Origin of the sequence: Vibrio sp. M260118, assembly GCF_036533755.1 — a bacterium.
In the GTDB taxonomy this organism is placed as follows: domain Bacteria; phylum Pseudomonadota; class Gammaproteobacteria; order Enterobacterales; family Vibrionaceae; genus Vibrio.
Window position 1 is genome coordinate 1 of the sequence record NZ_JATABG010000041.1, and the last position, 17,255, is coordinate 17,255.

Sequence of the window (17,255 nt, forward strand, 5' to 3'; positions counted from 1 at the left end):
GAGCTAGGATATTACATTCGTTCTCTCCTTAAAAACAAATCCTATCTTCCTTGTAGAAGCAAAGGTTCTACCACCTCTCGGAGGACGAAGTCCGTTCCAGATTCTCGTAGGGCGCAGCCCGTTCCCGAAGGACGTAGTCCGCTCCGCCCTCTATTTCTGACAGCTACTACAAAAAAACGTATTGCGCTGACCGATCTTCTGATCTTCGATGAGTTCACCACAAGTTGGGCATGGCTCGCCTGCTTTGCCATAAACTTGCAGCTCTTGAGCAAAATAACCCGGTTTACCATCAGCTTGAGCGAAATCCTTTAGCGTCGTTCCACCTTGTTTGATTGCAGTATCCAATACTCGCTTAATCTCTTTAACTAATAATTCCCACTCTTTCGCAGTAAGTTTACCTGTTGGCCTTGTTGGGTGGACTCCGGAACTAAATAGCGACTCATTAGCGTAGATGTTACCTACCCCGACAACCACCTTGTTATCCATGATGAATTGCTTCACCGCAACACGCTTATTCACGGCCTTTTCTACAATATAATCGGCATTGAATTCTGGGGTTAGCGGCTCTGGCCCCATACTGCCTAGCGCTGTATGGTTACCATCTTCTGTCCATAGCCAAGCGCCAAAACGCCTCGGATCGTTGTAGCGCAATACTTTACCGTTGGTGAGCTTGAGATCCACATGATCATGTTTAGCTGGCGAAACCTCTGCATCCAATACTCTTAGTGAGCCAGACATCCCAAGATGGACAATTGCACTGCCGACATCGGTTTCAATCAATAGGTACTTGGCACGACGTGAAATATTGCGAATGACCTGCCCCTCCATTTTTTTCAACTCAGTAGGGATATCCCAACGGAGCTTAGGAGTGCGGAATGTCAGTTTAGCCACTGTTTCCCCAACTAGATGAGGAGAGATCCCCATTCGGCTTACTTCAACTTCAGGTAATTCTGGCATGGGTGTAAGATCCTATTTTTAAGTGCCTAGTGCCTAGTGCCTAGTGCCTAGTGCCTAGAAAAATATCGCTGAGCTCTCAGTCAAGTCCCCCTTCTAGTAACTATCAACTAGGGACTAGGAACTCAAATCGACGGCATAAGATAACGAGGTTCGACCGAAATGGCTATCCACTTATCTTGCCAGTTTTTGAGCAGCCAAAACTGTGGAGTTTGATAGAAAGTGATCCTCTGCGGCTCTTCTTGATCCAAATACCATGCTTCAATTGAACCTGGGCTACTAAGCTGAGGCTTTAAGTTATCAAAGTTCTCCTGCGACACTTCTGTACCAACCAGGTCCATCCAACGCTGAGCAAGCTCCTGCTGCGGAATTTCAGTATGAATAGTGCTACGCCAACGATTTTGATTCTTCTCCAACGACCAATCAGAAAAATGCAATGCTTGTAACTCTGCTTGAGGATTAAGCAAGTATGGGTAAGGACTTTCAACTACCTCAGGCTCGAGAAGGTAGGTTTTGATCAACGTAGGGAGATTGAGCAAAGCAATAAACGCGATGATCCCTAAAATAAGAATATTGTTCCAACGCCGACGGCGTGATGGTGAAACTCGCATAGTAGACAGTCCCTAGTTAGCAGTTCCTAGTGCCTAGATAATACCCGCTAACTCCCAGATTTTCGACCATTTATAGGGAACGGTTCCTAGAGGCGAGTCCTTAGAGGTGAGTCCCTAGAGGCGAGTGCCTAGTTCCTAGAAATCTATCTCTAGGAACTAGGAACTAGGAACTAAAATATAAAAAACCCAGCACTAAGGCTGGGTTTCAATTCACGCTTCCCGAGGGAAGTTCAAAGAAGAATCAATTACTTGATTTTAGCTTCTTTGTACATAACGTGCTGGCGAATTACTGGATCAAACTTTTTGATCTCAAATTTGCCTGGCATGTTACGCTTGTTCTTATCAGTCGTGTAGAAGTGACCAGTACCTGCTGAAGATACTAGACGGATTTTCTCACGTACGCCTTTCTTTGCCATTGTCTATTTCCTCTTAAACGTTTACGCCGTTTGCACGGATATCAACAAGAACAGCATCGATGCCTTTCTTATCGATGATACGCATACCTTTAGCAGATAGACGTAGTTTAACAAAACGTTTTTCGCTCTCTACCCAGAAACGATGAGTTTGTAGGTTCGGCAGAAAACGACGCTTAGTAGCATTGCGTGCGTGTGAACGGTTGTTACCCGTTACTGGACGCTTACCAGTTACTTGGCATACTCGTGACATGAATGTCTTCTCCAAAATCGTTTCAGCTCGATATCAACCTTGGTGGCCGAACCTCTCAGTTTCTAAAATAGAAGTTTGAGGTCTTATACCGTTATGGAAACCCATACAAGGCTATCAAAGGTCGCGCATTATACTAACTTGAGTAGCATTGCTCAAGACCCGAACAGATCCTTTTTACAGGTTTTCGTGATCTTTTTTAGGCAGAGCTGATTTATGTGCTAAAAAATGTCGGGGGATTGTAGCAGAAATCGGCGTTCCCACAACCAAAACTTAAACAAAATCACAGAAAATAATAGTTGCGAGGTCCTAGTGCCTAGTCCCTAGAAAGTTTTCATTACTTTAAAGTACCTGATTTACTCCTAATCAAGCCTGCAATCATTTTGCTAACCTCTCTTATTGAAGCCTCCAACTGTTTAAATTCGTCAGATTCAATCAATCCTAGCCTACGAGACAAAATTAGCTGCGTTAATAGCTCACCAGCAGAGCCTTTAGCAATGTACAAAAACCGAATGGCTTCTTTAGCCGAAAAGCGCTCTTCACCTTCAGCAATATTTGATGGAATTGATAAGGCAGAGCGGAAAATTTGATCCTTCAAAACAAATTCAGTGCTCCCTCTATATAGCTTATGAACTCTTTCACAAACGAGCATACTCTTTTGCCATACTTTTAACCTTTCAAAATCCATCCAACTATCCTCTCACACTAGGAACTAGGAACTAGGAACTAGGAACTAAAATCAAATCCAACCGCGCTCCGCAAAGGAAACAATCTCCCCATCTCCCACCACAAAATGGTCTAGCACGCGGATATCCACCAGCGCTAATGCGTCACTGATTCTACGAGTAATTCGCCTATCACTTTGGCTAGGTTCAGCAACGCCTGACGGATGATTATGCGCCAAAATTAATGCTGCGGAATTGTGTTCTAAAGCACGCTTAACAACTTCTCTTGGGTAAACCGATGCAGAATCAATCGTGCCTTGAAACAGAGGCTCCCCACTTATTACTCGATGCTGATTATCCAAAAAAAGCACAAAGAACTCTTCTCTCTGTTTATCTTTCAGCACTCCAGATACGCCTAAGCCTTTATGTAGGCAGAACTGGTCTAAATCTGCGGCAAACAACTTTCTGAGTGAGCCGAACTCCTTGATTAGGTGGTCTGATAGAGCGAGTACATTCATTCCCTGTGTTCCTGTTCTCAAGAATATCGCCAACAGTTCTGCATTTGTTAATGATTGAGGACCATGTGATAACAGCTTCTCACGCGGCATTGACCCCTTAGGTAGCCCTTTCATACTTCCTCCGCTAGGCATTATCAGTTGGCGTTGACGCTATCACACTTCCTATTTCAAAAAGTGTGCTTTTTGCATGAAGAAATATGACTAGAGAGAAGTTCCTAGATAATTGTTCCTAGAAAAGAGCAGTGCCTAGTGCCTAGTGCCTAGAAACAGACGTTCCTAGAGAAAAGCGTTACCACAACCCAGTTCTAGGAACTAGGCACTAGAAAACTAGAAACTCGCCTCTAGAAACTAGGAACTCAACATTCAGCCGTGGTATCTTACGGTCAGAAATTTTAAGGAAGATCATCATGCAAACACTCGCAGGCAAAAAGATCCTATTAGGTATTAGCGGTGGTATCGCGGCTTACAAATGTGCCGAACTCACCCGTCGCTTAATCGAGCGTGGCGCAGAGGTTCAGATCGTTATGACCAAAGCGGCCAAAGAGTTTATTACTCCACTGACAATGCAAGCCGTGTCAGGTAGACCAGTATCAGATAGTCTACTCGACCCTGCCGCAGAACTATCAATGGGCCATATCGAGCTAGCTAAATGGGCAGATTTAGTGCTGCTTGCTCCTGCGACTGCAGATTTAATTGCGCGCGTTAGTGCAGGTATGGGTAATGACCTACTCAGCACTCTGGTTCTTGCTACAGAGTCACCTATTGCCGTCTCACCTGCGATGAATCAGCAAATGTACCTTAATATCGCGACCCAAGAGAATATCGCTACACTTGTGCGCCGAGGTATGCATATTTGGGGGCCAGCTGCCGGTGAACAAGCTTGTGGTGATGTAGGCCCAGGTCGTATGTTAGAGCCAATGCAGCTCGTTGAGCACTGTGAGCAATTTTTCTCACACAAGCCATTAAAGGGCAAATCAGTCGCAATCACTGCTGGTCCTACGCGTGAAGCAATCGATCCTGTGCGTTATATCTCGAATCACAGCTCAGGAAAAATGGGCTTTGCTTTAGCGCAAGCAGCCGCAGCACAAGGTGCGAAGGTCACTCTGATCGCTGGCCCAGTTTCACTGACTACACCAACAGGTGTTAAACGCATCGATGTCGATAGTGCGCAAAGCATGTACGAAGCAGCCTTAGAGCAAGCAAAGAGCCATGACATCTTTATTGGTTGCGCTGCAGTTGCCGACTACCGCCCTGAAGCCATCGCTGAGCAAAAGATTAAAAAGACCGATGAAAGCGATCATATGACCATCACCATGGTTAAGAACCCGGATATCATCGCTTCTGTTGCCGCATTAGAGCAATCTCGACCATTTACCGTTGGCTTTGCAGCAGAAACTCAAGATGTTGAACACTACGCTCGTACAAAGCTGAGCAAAAAGAACCTAGATATGATTTGTGCTAACGATGTCTCTGTTGAAGGACAAGGCTTCAATAGCAACGACAACGCAATCACCGTATACTGGAAAGATGGTAAGCAATCACTTACCCTTGCGACGAAGCAACAAATTGCATCGCAAATCATGACGACAATCGCGAAGAAACTAGAAGCCTAAAGCTCATCATTTTCTCAAGAAAAGTGGCCTTCGTGACGATAAGTTGTTGGCTTTGAATTATTGTATTCAAAGCCTTTTATTCAGAATGGTAACAATAAGGAAAAAGGTTCATGGCTGGAACAAGAAAAACCAACCGCCGAGATGAAATTTTGCAAGCATTGGCTGAAATGCTGGAGTCCAACGAAGGCGCTTCACGTATTACAACCGCAAAACTCGCTAAACAAGTTGGCGTTTCAGAGGCCGCGCTGTATCGACACTTCCCTAGCAAAGCGCGAATGTTTGAAGGCTTAATCGAATTTATTGAAGAGTCTTTAATGTCACGTATTAACCGCATTCTGGATGAAGAGAAAGACACCTTGACCCGAATCCGTTTGGTGTTGCAATTGATCCTTGCTTTTGCTGAGCGCAATCCTGGCCTGAGTCGCATCTTATCTGGTCACGCACTGATGTTTGAAAATGAGCGTCTACGCGATCGTATCAATCAACTGTTTGAACGCATCGAAACCTCTATCCGCCAGATACTTCGTGAACGTATGTTACGTGAAGGGAAATCATTCCCTGTCGACGAGAAAGTACTGGCCGCACAACTGCTTGGTCAGGTAGAAGGCAGCTTAAACCGCTTTGTTCGTTCAGACTTTAAATATCAACCAACCGCTAATTTTGAAGAGTACTGGGCACTATTGAGTGCACAAATTAAGTAATCGCTATGAGTAAAGAGAAATACAATCAACCACCACCATTTACCCTTTCCCTACTGCACCCAAAAAACTGGGGAGTTTGGTTGGGCTTTGGTTTGCTCGCCTTGATTGTAAATATTCTACCTTACAGTCTGTTGCTGCGCTTAGGGCGTAGCATCGGGCGCTTTGGCATGCGATTTGGCAAATCTCGCGTGCACGTAGCAAGAAGAAACTTAGAGCTAGCCTTCCCAAACATGTCTCAAGATGAAGTTGAGAGGTTTGTTGAAGAGAACTTCAAAAATACCGGTATGGCCCTAATCGAAACTGGTATTACTTGGTTTTGGCCAACTTGGCGCTTTAAGCGTATTTTGGTCGTTAAAGATATCGAAGAGATGAAACGCTTCAACAAAGAAGGCAAAGGCGTACTTTTATGTGCTGTTCATGCTCTCAATCTAGAAATTACCGCTCGAGCATTTGGAGCTTTAGGGTTACAGGGCTATGGGGTTTACCGTCCGCACAGTAACCCCGCTTATGAGTTTATTCAATACCGTGGCCGTTCTCGCAACGGTAATAAACTAGTCTATCGCACCGATATAAAACGAATGATTAAAGTTTTGCGCCAAGGACATCGTCTGTTTTATCTACCGGATCAAGATTACGGCCACAACAAATCAGTATTTGTGCCTTTCTTTGCGGTAGAAAAAGCTTGCACGACAACAGGTACCAGCATCCTAGCTTACACCAGTAAATGCGCCATTATTCCGGGTTCAGGTTTCAGAAACAGTGAAGGAAAGTACGAAATCATTGCTGATAAAGATATTGAGCCTGATTACCCGAAAAAGGATGAGACTGCCGCAGCTGCTTACATGAATAAATACGTTGAAGAGATTATTATGCGTGCACCAGAACAGTGGATGTGGCTACACAAACGCTTTAAGTCATTACCTGACGAATCCCTAACTAACTCACGTTATCAATAAAATAGGCGCAGCTGAATGAGCACCGATGAGAAAAACAGCGTAGATAAACACCTGCACAACCCAACTTTTGAGTGGTCTTTCCTCCACCCTAAACATTGGGGCACTTGGATAGGTATCTTGTTTGCTGGGTTATTTGCTTTTATTCCATTCCGCTGGCGTGACGCGCTTGCACGCAAGCTTTCCGTTTTTGCGGTTAGAAAAAACGGTCGAGTCGTTAGGCGAGCAAGAGTTAACCTAAGACTCTGCTTCCCAGAGAAATCGGAGCAAGAACGCCAAGAGATCCTCGAAGAGACGTTTGTTAAGGCGGCACAATACCTTCTGGGCTACTCTGAGTTTCTCGTTCGCTCAACCAAACACAATCAGAATCGTGGCGTGATGATTGGTGAAGAGAACATCCTACCGCTGCTTGATGCTGGTGAAAACGTCATCATTCTTGCTCCTCACGCGTGGGCTGTTGACTACCCAGCGGTTATGCTTGCGGCGAAAGGCTACAAAGTGACAACCATCATGAAGCCACAGCGCGATCCTATTGGTGATTGGTTGATGCAAGTACAGCGCATGCAATATGGCGGTCGTATTTTTGCTCGTGAAGCGGGGGTAAAGCCTTTTGTTCGTTCGATTAAAGATGGTTACCTAGGTTATTGGCTGCCGGATGAAGATTTCGGCCCTGAAAACTCAGTATTTGTTCCGTTTTTCGGTACAGAGAAAGCCACACTGAAAGGGTTTGGTAAAATGGCGCGCTTATCAAAAGCCAAAGTGGTGCCAGTATTGCCTTCGTATAATGATAAAACCGGTAAATACGAAGTGTATATTTTACCAGCGTTAGAAAACTTCCCTACTGGTGATGAAGAGACAGATGCACGTGCGATGAACCAAGCGATTGAAGATATGGTTCGCCCACGCCCTGAACAGTACATGTGGAACCTATCGCTACTCAAAACCCAACGCGATGGCCGTGAGATTTACGATAACTCACACCATGGTGATCGGGATGATATAGAGAGCTAACAAGCTACGAGCTACGAGCTACGAGCTACGAGCTACGACAATGAAAGGGTTGATGCACAAACGTCAACCCTTTGATTTTTTTATACACCCACACCAAGTGGCAATGTCAAACCATGAGCATCTTCGAAACTAAAGACTCGAAACTCGCGACTAAATGCCATATTCAGTACGGTATGCTTTAACTGCTTCAAGGTGCTCTGCTGCGTTGCCTTTCTCTTCAAGGTAAGTCACTAAATCGCCTAGACTAACAATCGAGATAACTGCGCAGCCAAAATCACGCTCCACTTCTTGGATTGCTGACAGCTCACCTTTACCTTTCTCCTGACGGTCAATGGCAACTAACACACCCGCTAGGTCTGCACCATTTGCTTTGATGATCTCCATCGACTCACGAATCGCAGTACCTGCAGTGATAACATCGTCCACCAGCATAATACGACCTTCCAGTGCACTACCGACTAGATTGCCACCCTCACCATGATCTTTCGCTTCTTTACGGTTAAAACAGTAAGGCGTATCAATCTCGTGATGGTCTGCTAGCGCCACGGCTGTAGTCGTCGCAATTGGAATACCTTTGTATGCAGGGCCAAATAACACGTCAAAGTCGATACCAGAATCAGCAAGCGCTGCGGCATAAAAACGACCTAGGCGTGCAAGGTCACGACCAGTATTGAAAAGACCAGCGTTAAAGAAATAAGGGCTCTTACGGCCAGATTTTAAAGTAAATTCACCAAACTTTAGGACTTCTTTCTCTAGTGCAAACTCAATAAATTCACGCTGGTATGCTTTCATCAATTTTCTCCGTTTATAAGTTTCTAGTTCCTAGCCTCGAGTCCCTAGAAAAGATAACTCAAACTATTAAAAGTGTTTTCAAAGTAGATAGCTTTACAGCTAGGCAGTGAAACTTTTCAGCTCCTGAGCATAGTGCGCTATGTGATGGAGTGAAAAGTTGAAGCTAACAACGCTGTTAAGTTATCTAAGAAGAAAACAAAAAAATAGCTCCCAATTGGAAGCTATCTAATAACTAATTTTCTAACGCCGCTTTCTGCGCCGCTACAATTTCGGTAATACCTTTGGTCGCCGACTCCAGTAGCTTCATCAGCTCAGCGTGAGTGAAAGGTTCGCCCTCTGCTGTGCCTTGAACTTCGATCATGCGACCGTCTTCTGTCATCACAACGTTCATATCGGTATCAGCTGCTGAATCTTCTGTGTATTCAAGGTCACATAGGATATCTTCACCTAGAATGCCCACAGAGACAGCCGCTACGTGACCTTTCATTGGGTTCGCTTTTAGCTTGCCTTTCTCTACTAGATGTTGGAATGCATCCGCCATTGCAACGCTCGCACCAGAGATAGAAGCTGTACGAGTACCACCATCTGCTTGAATCACATCACAGTCAACAGTAACCATAATCTCGCCCATCGCGTCTAGATCGACAACCGCACGTAAACTACGTGCAATCAGACGTTGGATTTCCATTGTACGACCACCTTGCTTACCACTCGCTGCTTCGCGGCGCATACGTGAATGGGTCGAACGCGGTAACATGCCATATTCAGCAGTTACCCAGCCTTTGCCTTGACCTTTTAGCCAGCGAGGTACGTTCTCTTCAACGGTCGCATTACACAGCACTTTCGTATTGCCGAATTCTACTAGTACAGAGCCTTCTGCATAGGCTGTGTAGTTACGAGTAATTTTGATTGGGCGAACTTGATCCGCCTTGCGATCGTTTGGACGCATGGGCATCTACCTTAGTTGTCTATCTGATGATAGGGGGAGACGAATTTGATTGGAGCAAGATTATAGCGAAGCTTGGCTAACAAAGCTATTTAGAATGCGATGTCAAACTATCCTCTAAAGGCCAACCTTTGTGCTACTATTGCGACGCGTTATTTTCAAAGATTGAATAGACAGGAAAATTCGATGATTTACAGTATGACAGCCTACGCACGTAAAGAAGTGAAAGGCGATTGGGGCACAGCAGTGTGGGAAATTCGTAGCGTAAACCAACGCTACCTTGAAACCTACTTCCGTTTGCCAGAGCAATTCCGTGGATTAGAGCCAATGCTACGTGAGCGTTTCCGTAAGCGCCTTGCTCGCGGTAAAGTCGAGTGTGCACTACGCTTTGAAGCTAACCCAGCGGCAAAAGGCGAGCTGAGCATCAACGAAGGTCTTGCACAGCAAGTAATCAACGCAGCAAACCAAGTCATGAAAATGACCGGAGAAGAAAGCCGCCTTAATCCGTTCCAAGTGATGAACTGGCCGGGTGTAATGGAGACTTCTGAGCAAGATATGGACGCGATCAACAAAGACCTCCTAGCTGCATTTGATGATGCGGTAAGTGAGTTCATTGACGCACGTGGCCGCGAAGGCGAAAACATGAAAGCACTGATCGAGCAACGCCTAACTGCCATCACCGATGAGGTGGTTAAAGTACGCGCTCGTATGCCAGAAATCTTAGAATGGCAGCGTGAACGCCTATTATCTAAATTCGAAGAAGCGAAAGTTGAGCTTGATGCTTCACGCGTAGAGCAAGAGCTTATTCTACTCGCTCAGAAATCTGACGTTGCTGAAGAGCTAGATCGCCTAGATTCTCACGTTAAAGAAGCGACCAACATCCTGAAAAAAGGTGGCGCGTGTGGCCGCCGTTTAGACTTCATGATGCAAGAGTTCAACCGTGAGTCGAACACACTAGCTTCAAAATCAATCAGTACTGACATCACTGCATCTGGCGTTGAACTTAAAGTTCTCATCGAGCAAATGCGTGAACAGATCCAAAATATCGAATAGTTTTTTCACCCGTCCAACAATGTCTTAAAAGCCCTGTTATTTGCTTGTAAATACAGGGCTTTTTTATTTCCCCCGCCCAAATCGGTTTGCAGACGTCCGTTACCAACTGCCTGTTTAGTGGTGGGCAGAATGGTGGGCAGTCCCCTCATTTTTGCTCAATAAGCATTTTGCGGTGAGCAAATTGGTGGGCAGTAAGTTACCCAATTTTCGCATTTAACTCGCCACCACAACAGGTTAGCTGCTGATTCAATAAGCAAATCGGTGGTGGGCAGCCATTATTGCCCCCTCCATTATTTCAGCAACTATGGAGTAAACATGGGAAAACTCACAGCAAAACAGGTTATTGCATACAGCAAAGCCGACCCAAAAAAATATTCAGATGGTGAAGGTCTTTACTTTTGCGTCCGCAAACAAGGCTCGCCTTATTGGATGATTCGCTACACCACAGCCAAAGCAAGACGAGAAGCAACCTTGGGGCAATTTCCTTTAATGTCGTTGGCAGACGCCAGAATTGCCGCCGCATACTTTCGAAAGGAAGTACGTGACGGCATAGATCCTCTTCTAGAAAAACAGAAAATCGAGTTACCTGACATTGAAACCGTGGATCAACTGTTCCATGACTGGTATCGAACCGATCTGAGTAGACGACTAAAGCATCCCAAGATTCCGTATCGGGTTTACACCAAAGACATAAGCCCTGTCATTGGCATTAAGTGTATTGCTGAGGTGACCGCACGAGACGTGCGCGAAGTATTAGAACGCATTCGAGAAAGTAACCGCCCTACCATTGCCAACGACACCTTGATGTACATGAAGCAGTTGTTTCGACATGCGATTAAACTCGATTTAACGCTGAATAACCCCGCCGCAGCGTTTACCGTGGACGATGCCGGTGGCGTGGAGTCCAGTAAAGACAGGATGCTCAGCAAAGAGGAAATTCACTACGCCTTTAGCGTGTTTCATACCCATATCAATAGCTTTGGCCGCGATAACTACCTCGCTTGCTGCCTGTTTTTGGTGTTGGGCGTGCGTAAAAGCGAACTGTGCGAAGCCATGTGGCGTGAAATGGATTTAACCACGGGCGTATGGGACCTACCCAAGGAACGCAGCAAAACTGGCGTGCCGATAAGCATTCCCTTACCGCGCCAAGCCATTGCCTGGTTTAACGAGCTGCAAATCCGCGCTTGTGGCTCGCCTTATGTTTTCCCAGCCAGACGAGCAAGCCATCGTCCACATATGGGGCCAGATACGCTGAACCGCGCCATTTCTAAACTCTTTGGTCGCGAGCCAGGGCGCAAAAAACAGCCTCCCAATAAAATGGGCAAACTTGAACACTTCACCGTACACGATTTGCGCCGCACCTTTCGCAGCCTTGCCGCCTCTTTGGGTATTGCAGGCAACGTAGCCGAACGCTGTCTTAACCATAAGCTAAAAGGTGTTGAGGGTATCTACGACCGCCACGATTACTTTGAAGAGCGCCGTATTGCCCATCAAACCGTGGCTGATGTGGTTGAACCGCTAGTGAACTTTGAGCCACATTCGCAACAGCACGCAGGAGGGCATTAACATGCAATTTATGATGCGACTCGCCCCATTACCTTTCCAATAGCCGTGCTGGCAGGGCTTGGCTGGTGTATTGGCATTGCCCTACTCGAACAGTCTCATGGTATAGGCTACGCACTTACTCGGCATTGCCTGATGGTATTCGTGGTACTCGCTCCTTGGCTAATGCTAAAACTCATGTTCTACGTGATTGTCAGTTTAGGACGCAAACTGGGGCTCATCCCGCCTGCACGTCCAACGCACAGCTTGGGGTATGAAGAATCACTCTATTGGTTCAGAGTATTGGCCTTCTTCGATGGCAAACGCAGTCGCATGCCGAAAAGGCCCATCAGGCGAAACTAGCAAGCCCCCATTTGCTCACTTACCGTGGGCAGTTGGGACAAAGGGGCAACACTTGATACAGCGAGCTTTAGAAAGTGAATAAGAAGAAATTAAACTGCCCCAAGGAATGGGGCAATTGGGGCTTTGATTGACAAAATAGGTCACTAAACATAATCTTCAAGCCAATATGGCCGACGCCTCTGCATTTCTGTACGCGTCGGTTCTCATTTTAGCGTAGCGGTATGCTTCGTAAGTGTGTTTCGATTGCTTCAATCATTGATTTGCTAAGCGGTAAGTGCGTTTTTTCTTTCGCCCAAATTTCGTAGAATCCTGCCACGGTTTGCTTGGCGGTATCTAACACCAATTTTTCTGGCAGCATGGCTTTAGCCGCCAAGTGTGACAGCTCATCCAGCGTGAAATCACTGAATTTCTTGCTACGGCTAACCTTTAACGATGCACTATCGTCAGGGATATAAGGAATGGTTGAGACAAAGTCATAAGCAGGTGCTATCGATGCGGTGCGCTTGTCTTTGTAAATCACAGACCAATTCTTCAAATGCATATCCGCATTACCAATTAGGGTATTGAACACCAATCTGCGAGTAAATTCTGCAATGTCTTCGTCTTGACCTTCAATGCCGATAACCTGAGCAATATTGCGCATACTCGCTTTTTTGTACTTATCTTGAGGATAGACACCAAACACTTGCGCAAAGTCCTCAATATGTATCGCTTGACCATCAACACGATCAAAACGCTTGATCACAAACGCCTGAGCATTTTTAAAAGAGCGGCCAAACTTGCCAATCCCTTCTGGGATGTTAGCTATCTGGTTAATCGGTAATAGCTGCGTTTCTGGCACATCCATTCCCAACATTCGAGCCAGCTCCATCATCGAATATTCATTTTCTGGCACAGCGTCAAAGCGAGACGATGGCAATTTCACAATCCAAGAGCCACCTTTACCGGTTGCTGGAATGGTCAAACCGCCGTTTGCCTGTTGCACGGCTGAAAACTTCAACTGCACACCCGCCAATGAAAAGCGCATTGGCGCTTCAATTTTCGTTTCATCTTCAATGTCTTGATGCACATTAGGCGGCAGCGCTTCACCATCGGCCGGTTCAACCGTGATCGCGCCAGCTAAATCCTGCCCCAGTACCCACAATAAAAAAAACTCCCGCGCTGGATTAACACCGGCACGCTCTGCCAGGTAATTTCGCATGGTTTCTTCTGGCAAAAGGTTAGAGAAAAACGGAGTTAATTTGGTTTGGGTCGGTTTAAAGTTAGTCAGTAAGCCACCCAGTGCATCTTTAAAACCCAGCCCCAACACAGGCCGCGATTCGTCATGAATGTACGAATCCATAAAAGCAAAAAGTGTTCTGTCATTGCCCACGTTGGTGATCGTTGCGATGGGTTCGCCATAGAGCAACACGTTGAGCGTAGAAACATGATTAGTCATCGTCGTCTTCCCCTAACTGATATGCGGACGACATTGTCTCACCTTCGTCGATGCTCTCTTGGCTGCTTCGAATAATCGACTTGATAGCTGGCACAGACTTTTTAGGCACAACAAATAACTCTAGGTCGAGTACACGGGCAAGTGCAATCAAACTGGACATTCTTAAATCAACACCGCCAGACTCGATTTTCGATATATGGCTTTGAGGCACACCGGAACGCGCACTTAACTCTCTCTGGCTAAACCCTTTTCGTACCCGAGCTTTTCGAAGACTTTCTAGAATCTGCTCTGTTACATAGCTCATTTCGATATGCTTTAATACATCAATTAACAACAATCATACACAAAAACATATCATCCTAATTCGAATACCACAAGAATGATTAGTTATTACACATCAAAAGCCTATGTTTGATATGCAACTATAGATAAAAGTAACATCTACTCTCATTTACTGTGGGCAAATTGGACAATGGAGCAGTAATTAGAACAGTTCGCTTACAAAATACCACACCCAGCTTTAAGCTAAATCAACCAACCCAATTACTTACTTTGATCAGCTGATGCAATCCCCCCCTGTGCGTCATTTGCCATTTCATGAGTTTAAACAGTCGCCACACACTTCCCCATGCCTTTACCCCCATACGCCAAAACCACTATCCGTTTGGCTTTTGGATCGAAACGCCAAACAGGGAAACTAGCCCAATTACTGTTTGGCGTCTCGATTGAAATCCAACGCTGGTAGGCCTTGCCACTACTGGCTTAAAGAAAGGTTTGGCACTTTTTGCCCCCTAAACCGACCTCGGCATCAAAGTACAAACCGTTTGATTTTTTAAACCCAGAATGCAAACGATCGTTTGGCGTCTCGATTTTTTTGCACTTGGCGAACGCAGCCAAACAGCGGTGTATTGGACGATGTATTTCAAACAGTTAGCCTCGCACAGGTCACAACGAAAAGCCGATTTGACTGGTTAGTTTGATGGCCATTTCTTTCATCTATTTCACCACCGAGTCTGCACCCGACCACTGAAAATAGACGGCATGAAAAACCAACAAGGTGACAAGTGACGTGTTATGGGCAAATGGCAACGATTGGGATAGAGAATGGATACAGCAGGTGGTCGCTTTGCTGGTTGGGCAAGGAGCCTTTACCCTCTACCCAGCATTAAGCCAGTGCGAGAATGCCGCCGAACGTTTAACCCGATGGCTGGCCTATCAGTTACCGCGCGTTAAACAAGCACACCCTGGCTGCCCCATTCACCAATGGCTGAACAGCATTGGCGCACAAGTGATCGTGGAAAAGTGGCACAGCCCCGAGCAATGGCCAAACCTGTATTGGCTGCCTTTACCTGAGGTTGATAGCCATGCGCAAGGCGGATTAGTCTTGCTACCAGCGCATTTGTTATCCGCACATTTATTACCGACAGATAGGAATGGCACGAGTCAAACCAACACATTGCAAGCAAACGCGCCCGCCAACGCCTGTATCTTTTGGTGCATTTCGCCTTTATCTAAAACAGGAAAGCGCACTACCTTGCACCCCAAACAGCAAAACCGCGCTTTTTGCCTGCCCAGTTCGCCGGAGCAAATAGGAAAATCATGCACAGGGTTATTACTGAGAGGTTTGAAAAAAGAAAGCCAAAAACGAAACGGCAACGTGATTAGCCACCAGATCAACCTAGCGCTGCTACACCATCTTTGTGGACCGAAGAATGATGTGTGGTTGAAAGCGAATCTTGGTCCCATAACTCATTACGGCACCAAAAATTAGAAGCCGGAAAAAAAAGTAACCCCTCACAGGGCGCTGATCTAACGGGTAGCGGGAGGGGTGTTGTTGGTGCGATTTTAATATCAAAAGCGCCAAATAGCTCGATATTATTTGATGTCGATTTTACTTAGCAGTTGTTCGGAATAACCGGACAGCTGCATTTTCGGCCAATTCATCTTCTGCATAATTAATAACACTCGCTCACACCATTGCCGCTTCGTACACTTTTTCAACCTCGGTAAATTTAGTGACGCTCTCTAAGCGCGTTAAGGTTGTGAGTTTCATCGAGTTTTTCATTGGACGATGCGGCACATTAGTCACTGGCTTTTGCAGTGAAAGTGGTTTGCCTAACTCAAATAAATAATACAAATCAGCAGAACCTGACTTCTTACCCGCTTGATCTTCAGTAATGGCGTAGCGTGGTAACACTGTGACTCGTTTAACCGGCCAAAGTTTGTCAATTTGCTTGGTTGAGCTTTGAGTATCTGAGGTAGACGCCAACGCTAAATAGCGAATTTCCTCGGCAATATGCTGCTTAAATTTCTGCAAAAACGTGCTTTGCGGTAGGTGATACCACAGCGCTGTGCCTTGCTCAAATTGTTCAAAGTAGCCATTATCACGGCCACGTTGCCCACCCAATGCCACTGTCATCGTCAAATCAGGGTACAGTACTTGGCGCATGCCGTAATAAGGTATGCGTGCAGCGTCTTGTACGTAGAGCCTTTCCGCCATACCAGCCACGGGATACATGGTCTCATTGCCTTGCCCTGTTTGTGCATTCGGTGCTGTGCCAATTTGGGCTTGCAAGAACTCTAGCAACCACTGGTGACCGGAATAACGGCTCTTAGTCTGGGTAGGATCAGTTTGACTCAGTTCGTTTTGGCTAGGCCTATTTTGGCTAGGTAAGAGAGCAAATGCGCCAATACCCACTTCTTCTATCGCGACTGCGTAGGGGTTGGATGTTGTGGCTTGGTCAAAAAAGCCTGGGTATAAAGCAAACGCACCAAAAACAGGACGGCTTTTTTTAGCTGGTTGGCCAGCGTTTCCACTTGATGATTCATGTCCGTGAGGTTCTGATAAACGAATCAGTGCATCCCGATAACGGTGCATTTGGTTAATGGCATCGTCTGGTACGTAATCGGTACTTTCAATATCTTCGCTGTTATCATCAAAGCGGCTTTTCTCAGTTTTAATGCGGTATTTAGCATCGAACAGCCAAATAAACTGCTTTTCTTCTGATGAGTCTGGTTTTGTTAAATCGGCGCTTTTAGGCAGTGTCACTTCCAACACAATATCCGGCTCTTGGTTCACTAAGTACGAGCGGATTGATTTTCCTTTTTTGGTAAATTTAGGCTCGTGTGCCAGCCTAGCGGTCACGCCATCACTGCGTTTAAAACGAAAGGCACCGGCAAAACCGTCTTTTAGTTGGTACTCAAAAAAGTCATTTTGGGCTAGCTTAGTCGCACTGTTTTCCACCAATTCAAAGCCGAGATCCTGCTCTAAAATCTGTTTCAAACACAAAAAGCACCACACTTCGTAAATCTCAGCCACTGATTTCATTGAAATGCTCGACTGATTGCCAAACACATCTAAATAAAATTTCAGCTCCTGCCAAATACGATACACCGCGCTGTAACCAGTTTTTTGCTGTAGCACTAAGGACT

The 17,255-nt window shown here is 45.8% G+C and carries 18 protein-coding genes and 1 pseudogene; 8 read left to right on the plus strand and 11 right to left on the minus strand.

All coding sequences use genetic code 11. The features are described from left to right. Positions 1-150: 150 nt before the first annotated feature. From mutM to QTO00_RS04605, 6 genes are all read right to left on the minus strand, one after another. Positions 151-957 carry a bifunctional DNA-formamidopyrimidine glycosylase/DNA-(apurinic or apyrimidinic site) lyase gene (mutM, locus tag QTO00_RS04580; protein WP_331423273.1) on the minus strand — a complete coding sequence of 269 codons (807 nt, stop codon included), beginning with the start codon at positions 955-957 and terminating at the stop codon, positions 151-153. 122 nt (positions 958-1,079) lie between these two features. Then, a complete protein-coding gene (locus QTO00_RS04585) occupies positions 1,080-1,565 on the minus strand; it encodes a hypothetical protein (RefSeq protein WP_331423274.1) in 486 nt (161 codons plus the stop codon). Between the two features lie 245 nt (positions 1,566-1,810). Continuing rightward, entirely contained in the window at positions 1,811-1,981 is a 171-nt protein-coding gene (rpmG, locus tag QTO00_RS04590; RefSeq protein ID WP_331423275.1) for a 50S ribosomal protein L33, read from the minus strand. A gap of 13 nt (positions 1,982-1,994) precedes the next feature. Next, positions 1,995-2,231, minus strand: coding sequence for a 50S ribosomal protein L28 (rpmB, locus tag QTO00_RS04595; RefSeq protein ID WP_004743834.1), 237 nt, complete (start codon positions 2,229-2,231; stop codon positions 1,995-1,997). A 334-nt stretch (positions 2,232-2,565) separates the two neighbouring features. Then, complete coding sequence (locus QTO00_RS04600; protein WP_331423277.1) at positions 2,566-2,916, minus strand: four helix bundle protein; 351 nt, start codon at positions 2,914-2,916, stop codon at positions 2,566-2,568. Positions 2,917-2,967: 51 nt separating this feature from the next. Continuing rightward, a complete protein-coding gene (locus QTO00_RS04605) occupies positions 2,968-3,543 on the minus strand; it encodes a JAB domain-containing protein (protein ID WP_331423278.1) in 576 nt (191 codons plus the stop codon). A 275-nt stretch (positions 3,544-3,818) separates the two neighbouring features. Between QTO00_RS04605 and coaBC the strand changes: the two genes are divergently transcribed. From coaBC to lpxM, 4 genes are all read left to right on the plus strand, one after another. Continuing rightward, entirely contained in the window at positions 3,819-5,024 is a 1,206-nt protein-coding gene (coaBC, locus tag QTO00_RS04610) for a bifunctional phosphopantothenoylcysteine decarboxylase/phosphopantothenate--cysteine ligase CoaBC (protein WP_331423279.1), read from the plus strand. Between the two features lie 110 nt (positions 5,025-5,134). After that, complete coding sequence (gene slmA, locus QTO00_RS04615) at positions 5,135-5,725, plus strand: nucleoid occlusion factor SlmA (RefSeq protein ID WP_006881429.1); 591 nt, start codon at positions 5,135-5,137, stop codon at positions 5,723-5,725. Positions 5,726-5,730: 5 nt separating this feature from the next. Beyond that, on the plus strand, positions 5,731-6,681 hold the full coding sequence (locus tag QTO00_RS04620) for a Kdo(2)-lipid IV(A) acyltransferase (protein ID WP_331423283.1): 951 nt from the start codon (positions 5,731-5,733) through the stop codon (positions 6,679-6,681). A 15-nt stretch (positions 6,682-6,696) separates the two neighbouring features. Then, on the plus strand, positions 6,697-7,689 hold the full coding sequence (lpxM, locus tag QTO00_RS04625; protein ID WP_331423285.1) for a lauroyl-Kdo(2)-lipid IV(A) myristoyltransferase: 993 nt from the start codon (positions 6,697-6,699) through the stop codon (positions 7,687-7,689). Positions 7,690-7,839: 150 nt separating this feature from the next. On the opposite strand, the gene pyrE is transcribed toward lpxM, so the two are convergent. Together pyrE and rph are read right to left on the minus strand one after the other, a co-directional pair. Further along, positions 7,840-8,481 carry an orotate phosphoribosyltransferase gene (pyrE, locus tag QTO00_RS04630; protein WP_331423286.1) on the minus strand — a complete coding sequence of 214 codons (642 nt, stop codon included), beginning with the start codon at positions 8,479-8,481 and terminating at the stop codon, positions 7,840-7,842. A gap of 232 nt (positions 8,482-8,713) precedes the next feature. Further along, positions 8,714-9,430, minus strand: coding sequence for a ribonuclease PH (rph, locus tag QTO00_RS04635; protein ID WP_331423288.1), 717 nt, complete (start codon positions 9,428-9,430; stop codon positions 8,714-8,716). A gap of 183 nt (positions 9,431-9,613) precedes the next feature. Here rph and QTO00_RS04640 point away from each other — a divergent pair, with 183 nt between their 5' ends. From QTO00_RS04640 to QTO00_RS04650, 3 genes and pseudogenes are all read left to right on the plus strand, one after another. Next, on the plus strand, positions 9,614-10,480 hold the full coding sequence (locus QTO00_RS04640; protein ID WP_331423290.1) for a YicC/YloC family endoribonuclease: 867 nt from the start codon (positions 9,614-9,616) through the stop codon (positions 10,478-10,480). 315 nt (positions 10,481-10,795) lie between these two features. Continuing rightward, positions 10,796-12,046: a tyrosine-type recombinase/integrase gene (locus QTO00_RS04645; RefSeq protein ID WP_203344852.1), complete on the plus strand. Its 1,251-nt coding sequence runs from the start codon at positions 10,796-10,798 to the stop codon at positions 12,044-12,046. Between the two features lies 1 nt (position 12,047). Next, positions 12,048-12,385 (plus strand): annotated as a pseudogene (locus QTO00_RS04650) (hypothetical protein). A 208-nt stretch (positions 12,386-12,593) separates the two neighbouring features. Here the strand turns inward: QTO00_RS04650 and QTO00_RS04655 are convergent. After that, positions 12,594-13,823, minus strand: coding sequence for a type II toxin-antitoxin system HipA family toxin (locus tag QTO00_RS04655; protein WP_331423294.1), 1,230 nt, complete (start codon positions 13,821-13,823; stop codon positions 12,594-12,596). Then, the gene (locus QTO00_RS04660; protein WP_182819557.1) at positions 13,816-14,127 is read right to left on the minus strand and encodes a helix-turn-helix domain-containing protein; all 312 of its coding nucleotides are present in this window, start codon (positions 14,125-14,127) and stop codon (positions 13,816-13,818) included. The genes QTO00_RS04655 and QTO00_RS04660 overlap by 8 nt, the downstream gene beginning before the upstream one ends. 765 nt (positions 14,128-14,892) lie before the next feature. Between QTO00_RS04660 and QTO00_RS04665 the strand changes: the two genes are divergently transcribed. Further along, positions 14,893-15,594 (plus strand): hypothetical protein, encoded by a 702-nt coding sequence (locus QTO00_RS04665; RefSeq protein ID WP_331423298.1) that lies wholly within the window; start codon positions 14,893-14,895, stop codon positions 15,592-15,594. Positions 15,595-15,792: 198 nt separating this feature from the next. Here QTO00_RS04665 and QTO00_RS04670 read toward each other — a convergent pair. Beyond that, positions 15,793-17,255: nuclease domain-containing protein (locus QTO00_RS04670; protein ID WP_331423299.1), on the minus strand; the 1,463-nt coding region annotated here is incomplete at its 5' end.

What these genes read in the sequence shown, in the direction of transcription:
- mutM (WP_331423273.1), bottom strand. Translation starts at nt 957, where the DNA reads ATGCCAGAATTACCTGAAGTTGAAGTAAGCCGAATGGGGATCTCTCCT.
- QTO00_RS04640 (WP_331423290.1), top strand. Translation starts at nt 9,614, where the DNA reads ATGATTTACAGTATGACAGCCTACGCACGTAAAGAAGTGAAAGGCGAT.
- QTO00_RS04620 (WP_331423283.1), top strand. Translation starts at nt 5,731, where the DNA reads ATGAGTAAAGAGAAATACAATCAACCACCACCATTTACCCTTTCCCTA.
- slmA (WP_006881429.1), top strand. Translation starts at nt 5,135, where the DNA reads ATGGCTGGAACAAGAAAAACCAACCGCCGAGATGAAATTTTGCAAGCA.
- rpmB (WP_004743834.1), bottom strand. Translation starts at nt 2,231, where the DNA reads ATGTCACGAGTATGCCAAGTAACTGGTAAGCGTCCAGTAACGGGTAAC.
- rph (WP_331423288.1), bottom strand. Translation starts at nt 9,430, where the DNA reads ATGCGTCCAAACGATCGCAAGGCGGATCAAGTTCGCCCAATCAAAATT.
- rpmG (WP_331423275.1), bottom strand. Translation starts at nt 1,981, where the DNA reads ATGGCAAAGAAAGGCGTACGTGAGAAAATCCGTCTAGTATCTTCAGCA.
- QTO00_RS04660 (WP_182819557.1), bottom strand. Translation starts at nt 14,127, where the DNA reads ATGAGCTATGTAACAGAGCAGATTCTAGAAAGTCTTCGAAAAGCTCGG.
- QTO00_RS04655 (WP_331423294.1), bottom strand. Translation starts at nt 13,823, where the DNA reads ATGACTAATCATGTTTCTACGCTCAACGTGTTGCTCTATGGCGAACCC.
- QTO00_RS04585 (WP_331423274.1), bottom strand. Translation starts at nt 1,565, where the DNA reads ATGCGAGTTTCACCATCACGCCGTCGGCGTTGGAACAATATTCTTATT.
- coaBC (WP_331423279.1), top strand. Translation starts at nt 3,819, where the DNA reads ATGCAAACACTCGCAGGCAAAAAGATCCTATTAGGTATTAGCGGTGGT.
- pyrE (WP_331423286.1), bottom strand. Translation starts at nt 8,481, where the DNA reads ATGAAAGCATACCAGCGTGAATTTATTGAGTTTGCACTAGAGAAAGAA.
- QTO00_RS04645 (WP_203344852.1), top strand. Translation starts at nt 10,796, where the DNA reads ATGGGAAAACTCACAGCAAAACAGGTTATTGCATACAGCAAAGCCGAC.
- lpxM (WP_331423285.1), top strand. Translation starts at nt 6,697, where the DNA reads ATGAGCACCGATGAGAAAAACAGCGTAGATAAACACCTGCACAACCCA.
- QTO00_RS04605 (WP_331423278.1), bottom strand. Translation starts at nt 3,543, where the DNA reads ATGCCTAGCGGAGGAAGTATGAAAGGGCTACCTAAGGGGTCAATGCCG.
- QTO00_RS04600 (WP_331423277.1), bottom strand. Translation starts at nt 2,916, where the DNA reads ATGGATTTTGAAAGGTTAAAAGTATGGCAAAAGAGTATGCTCGTTTGT.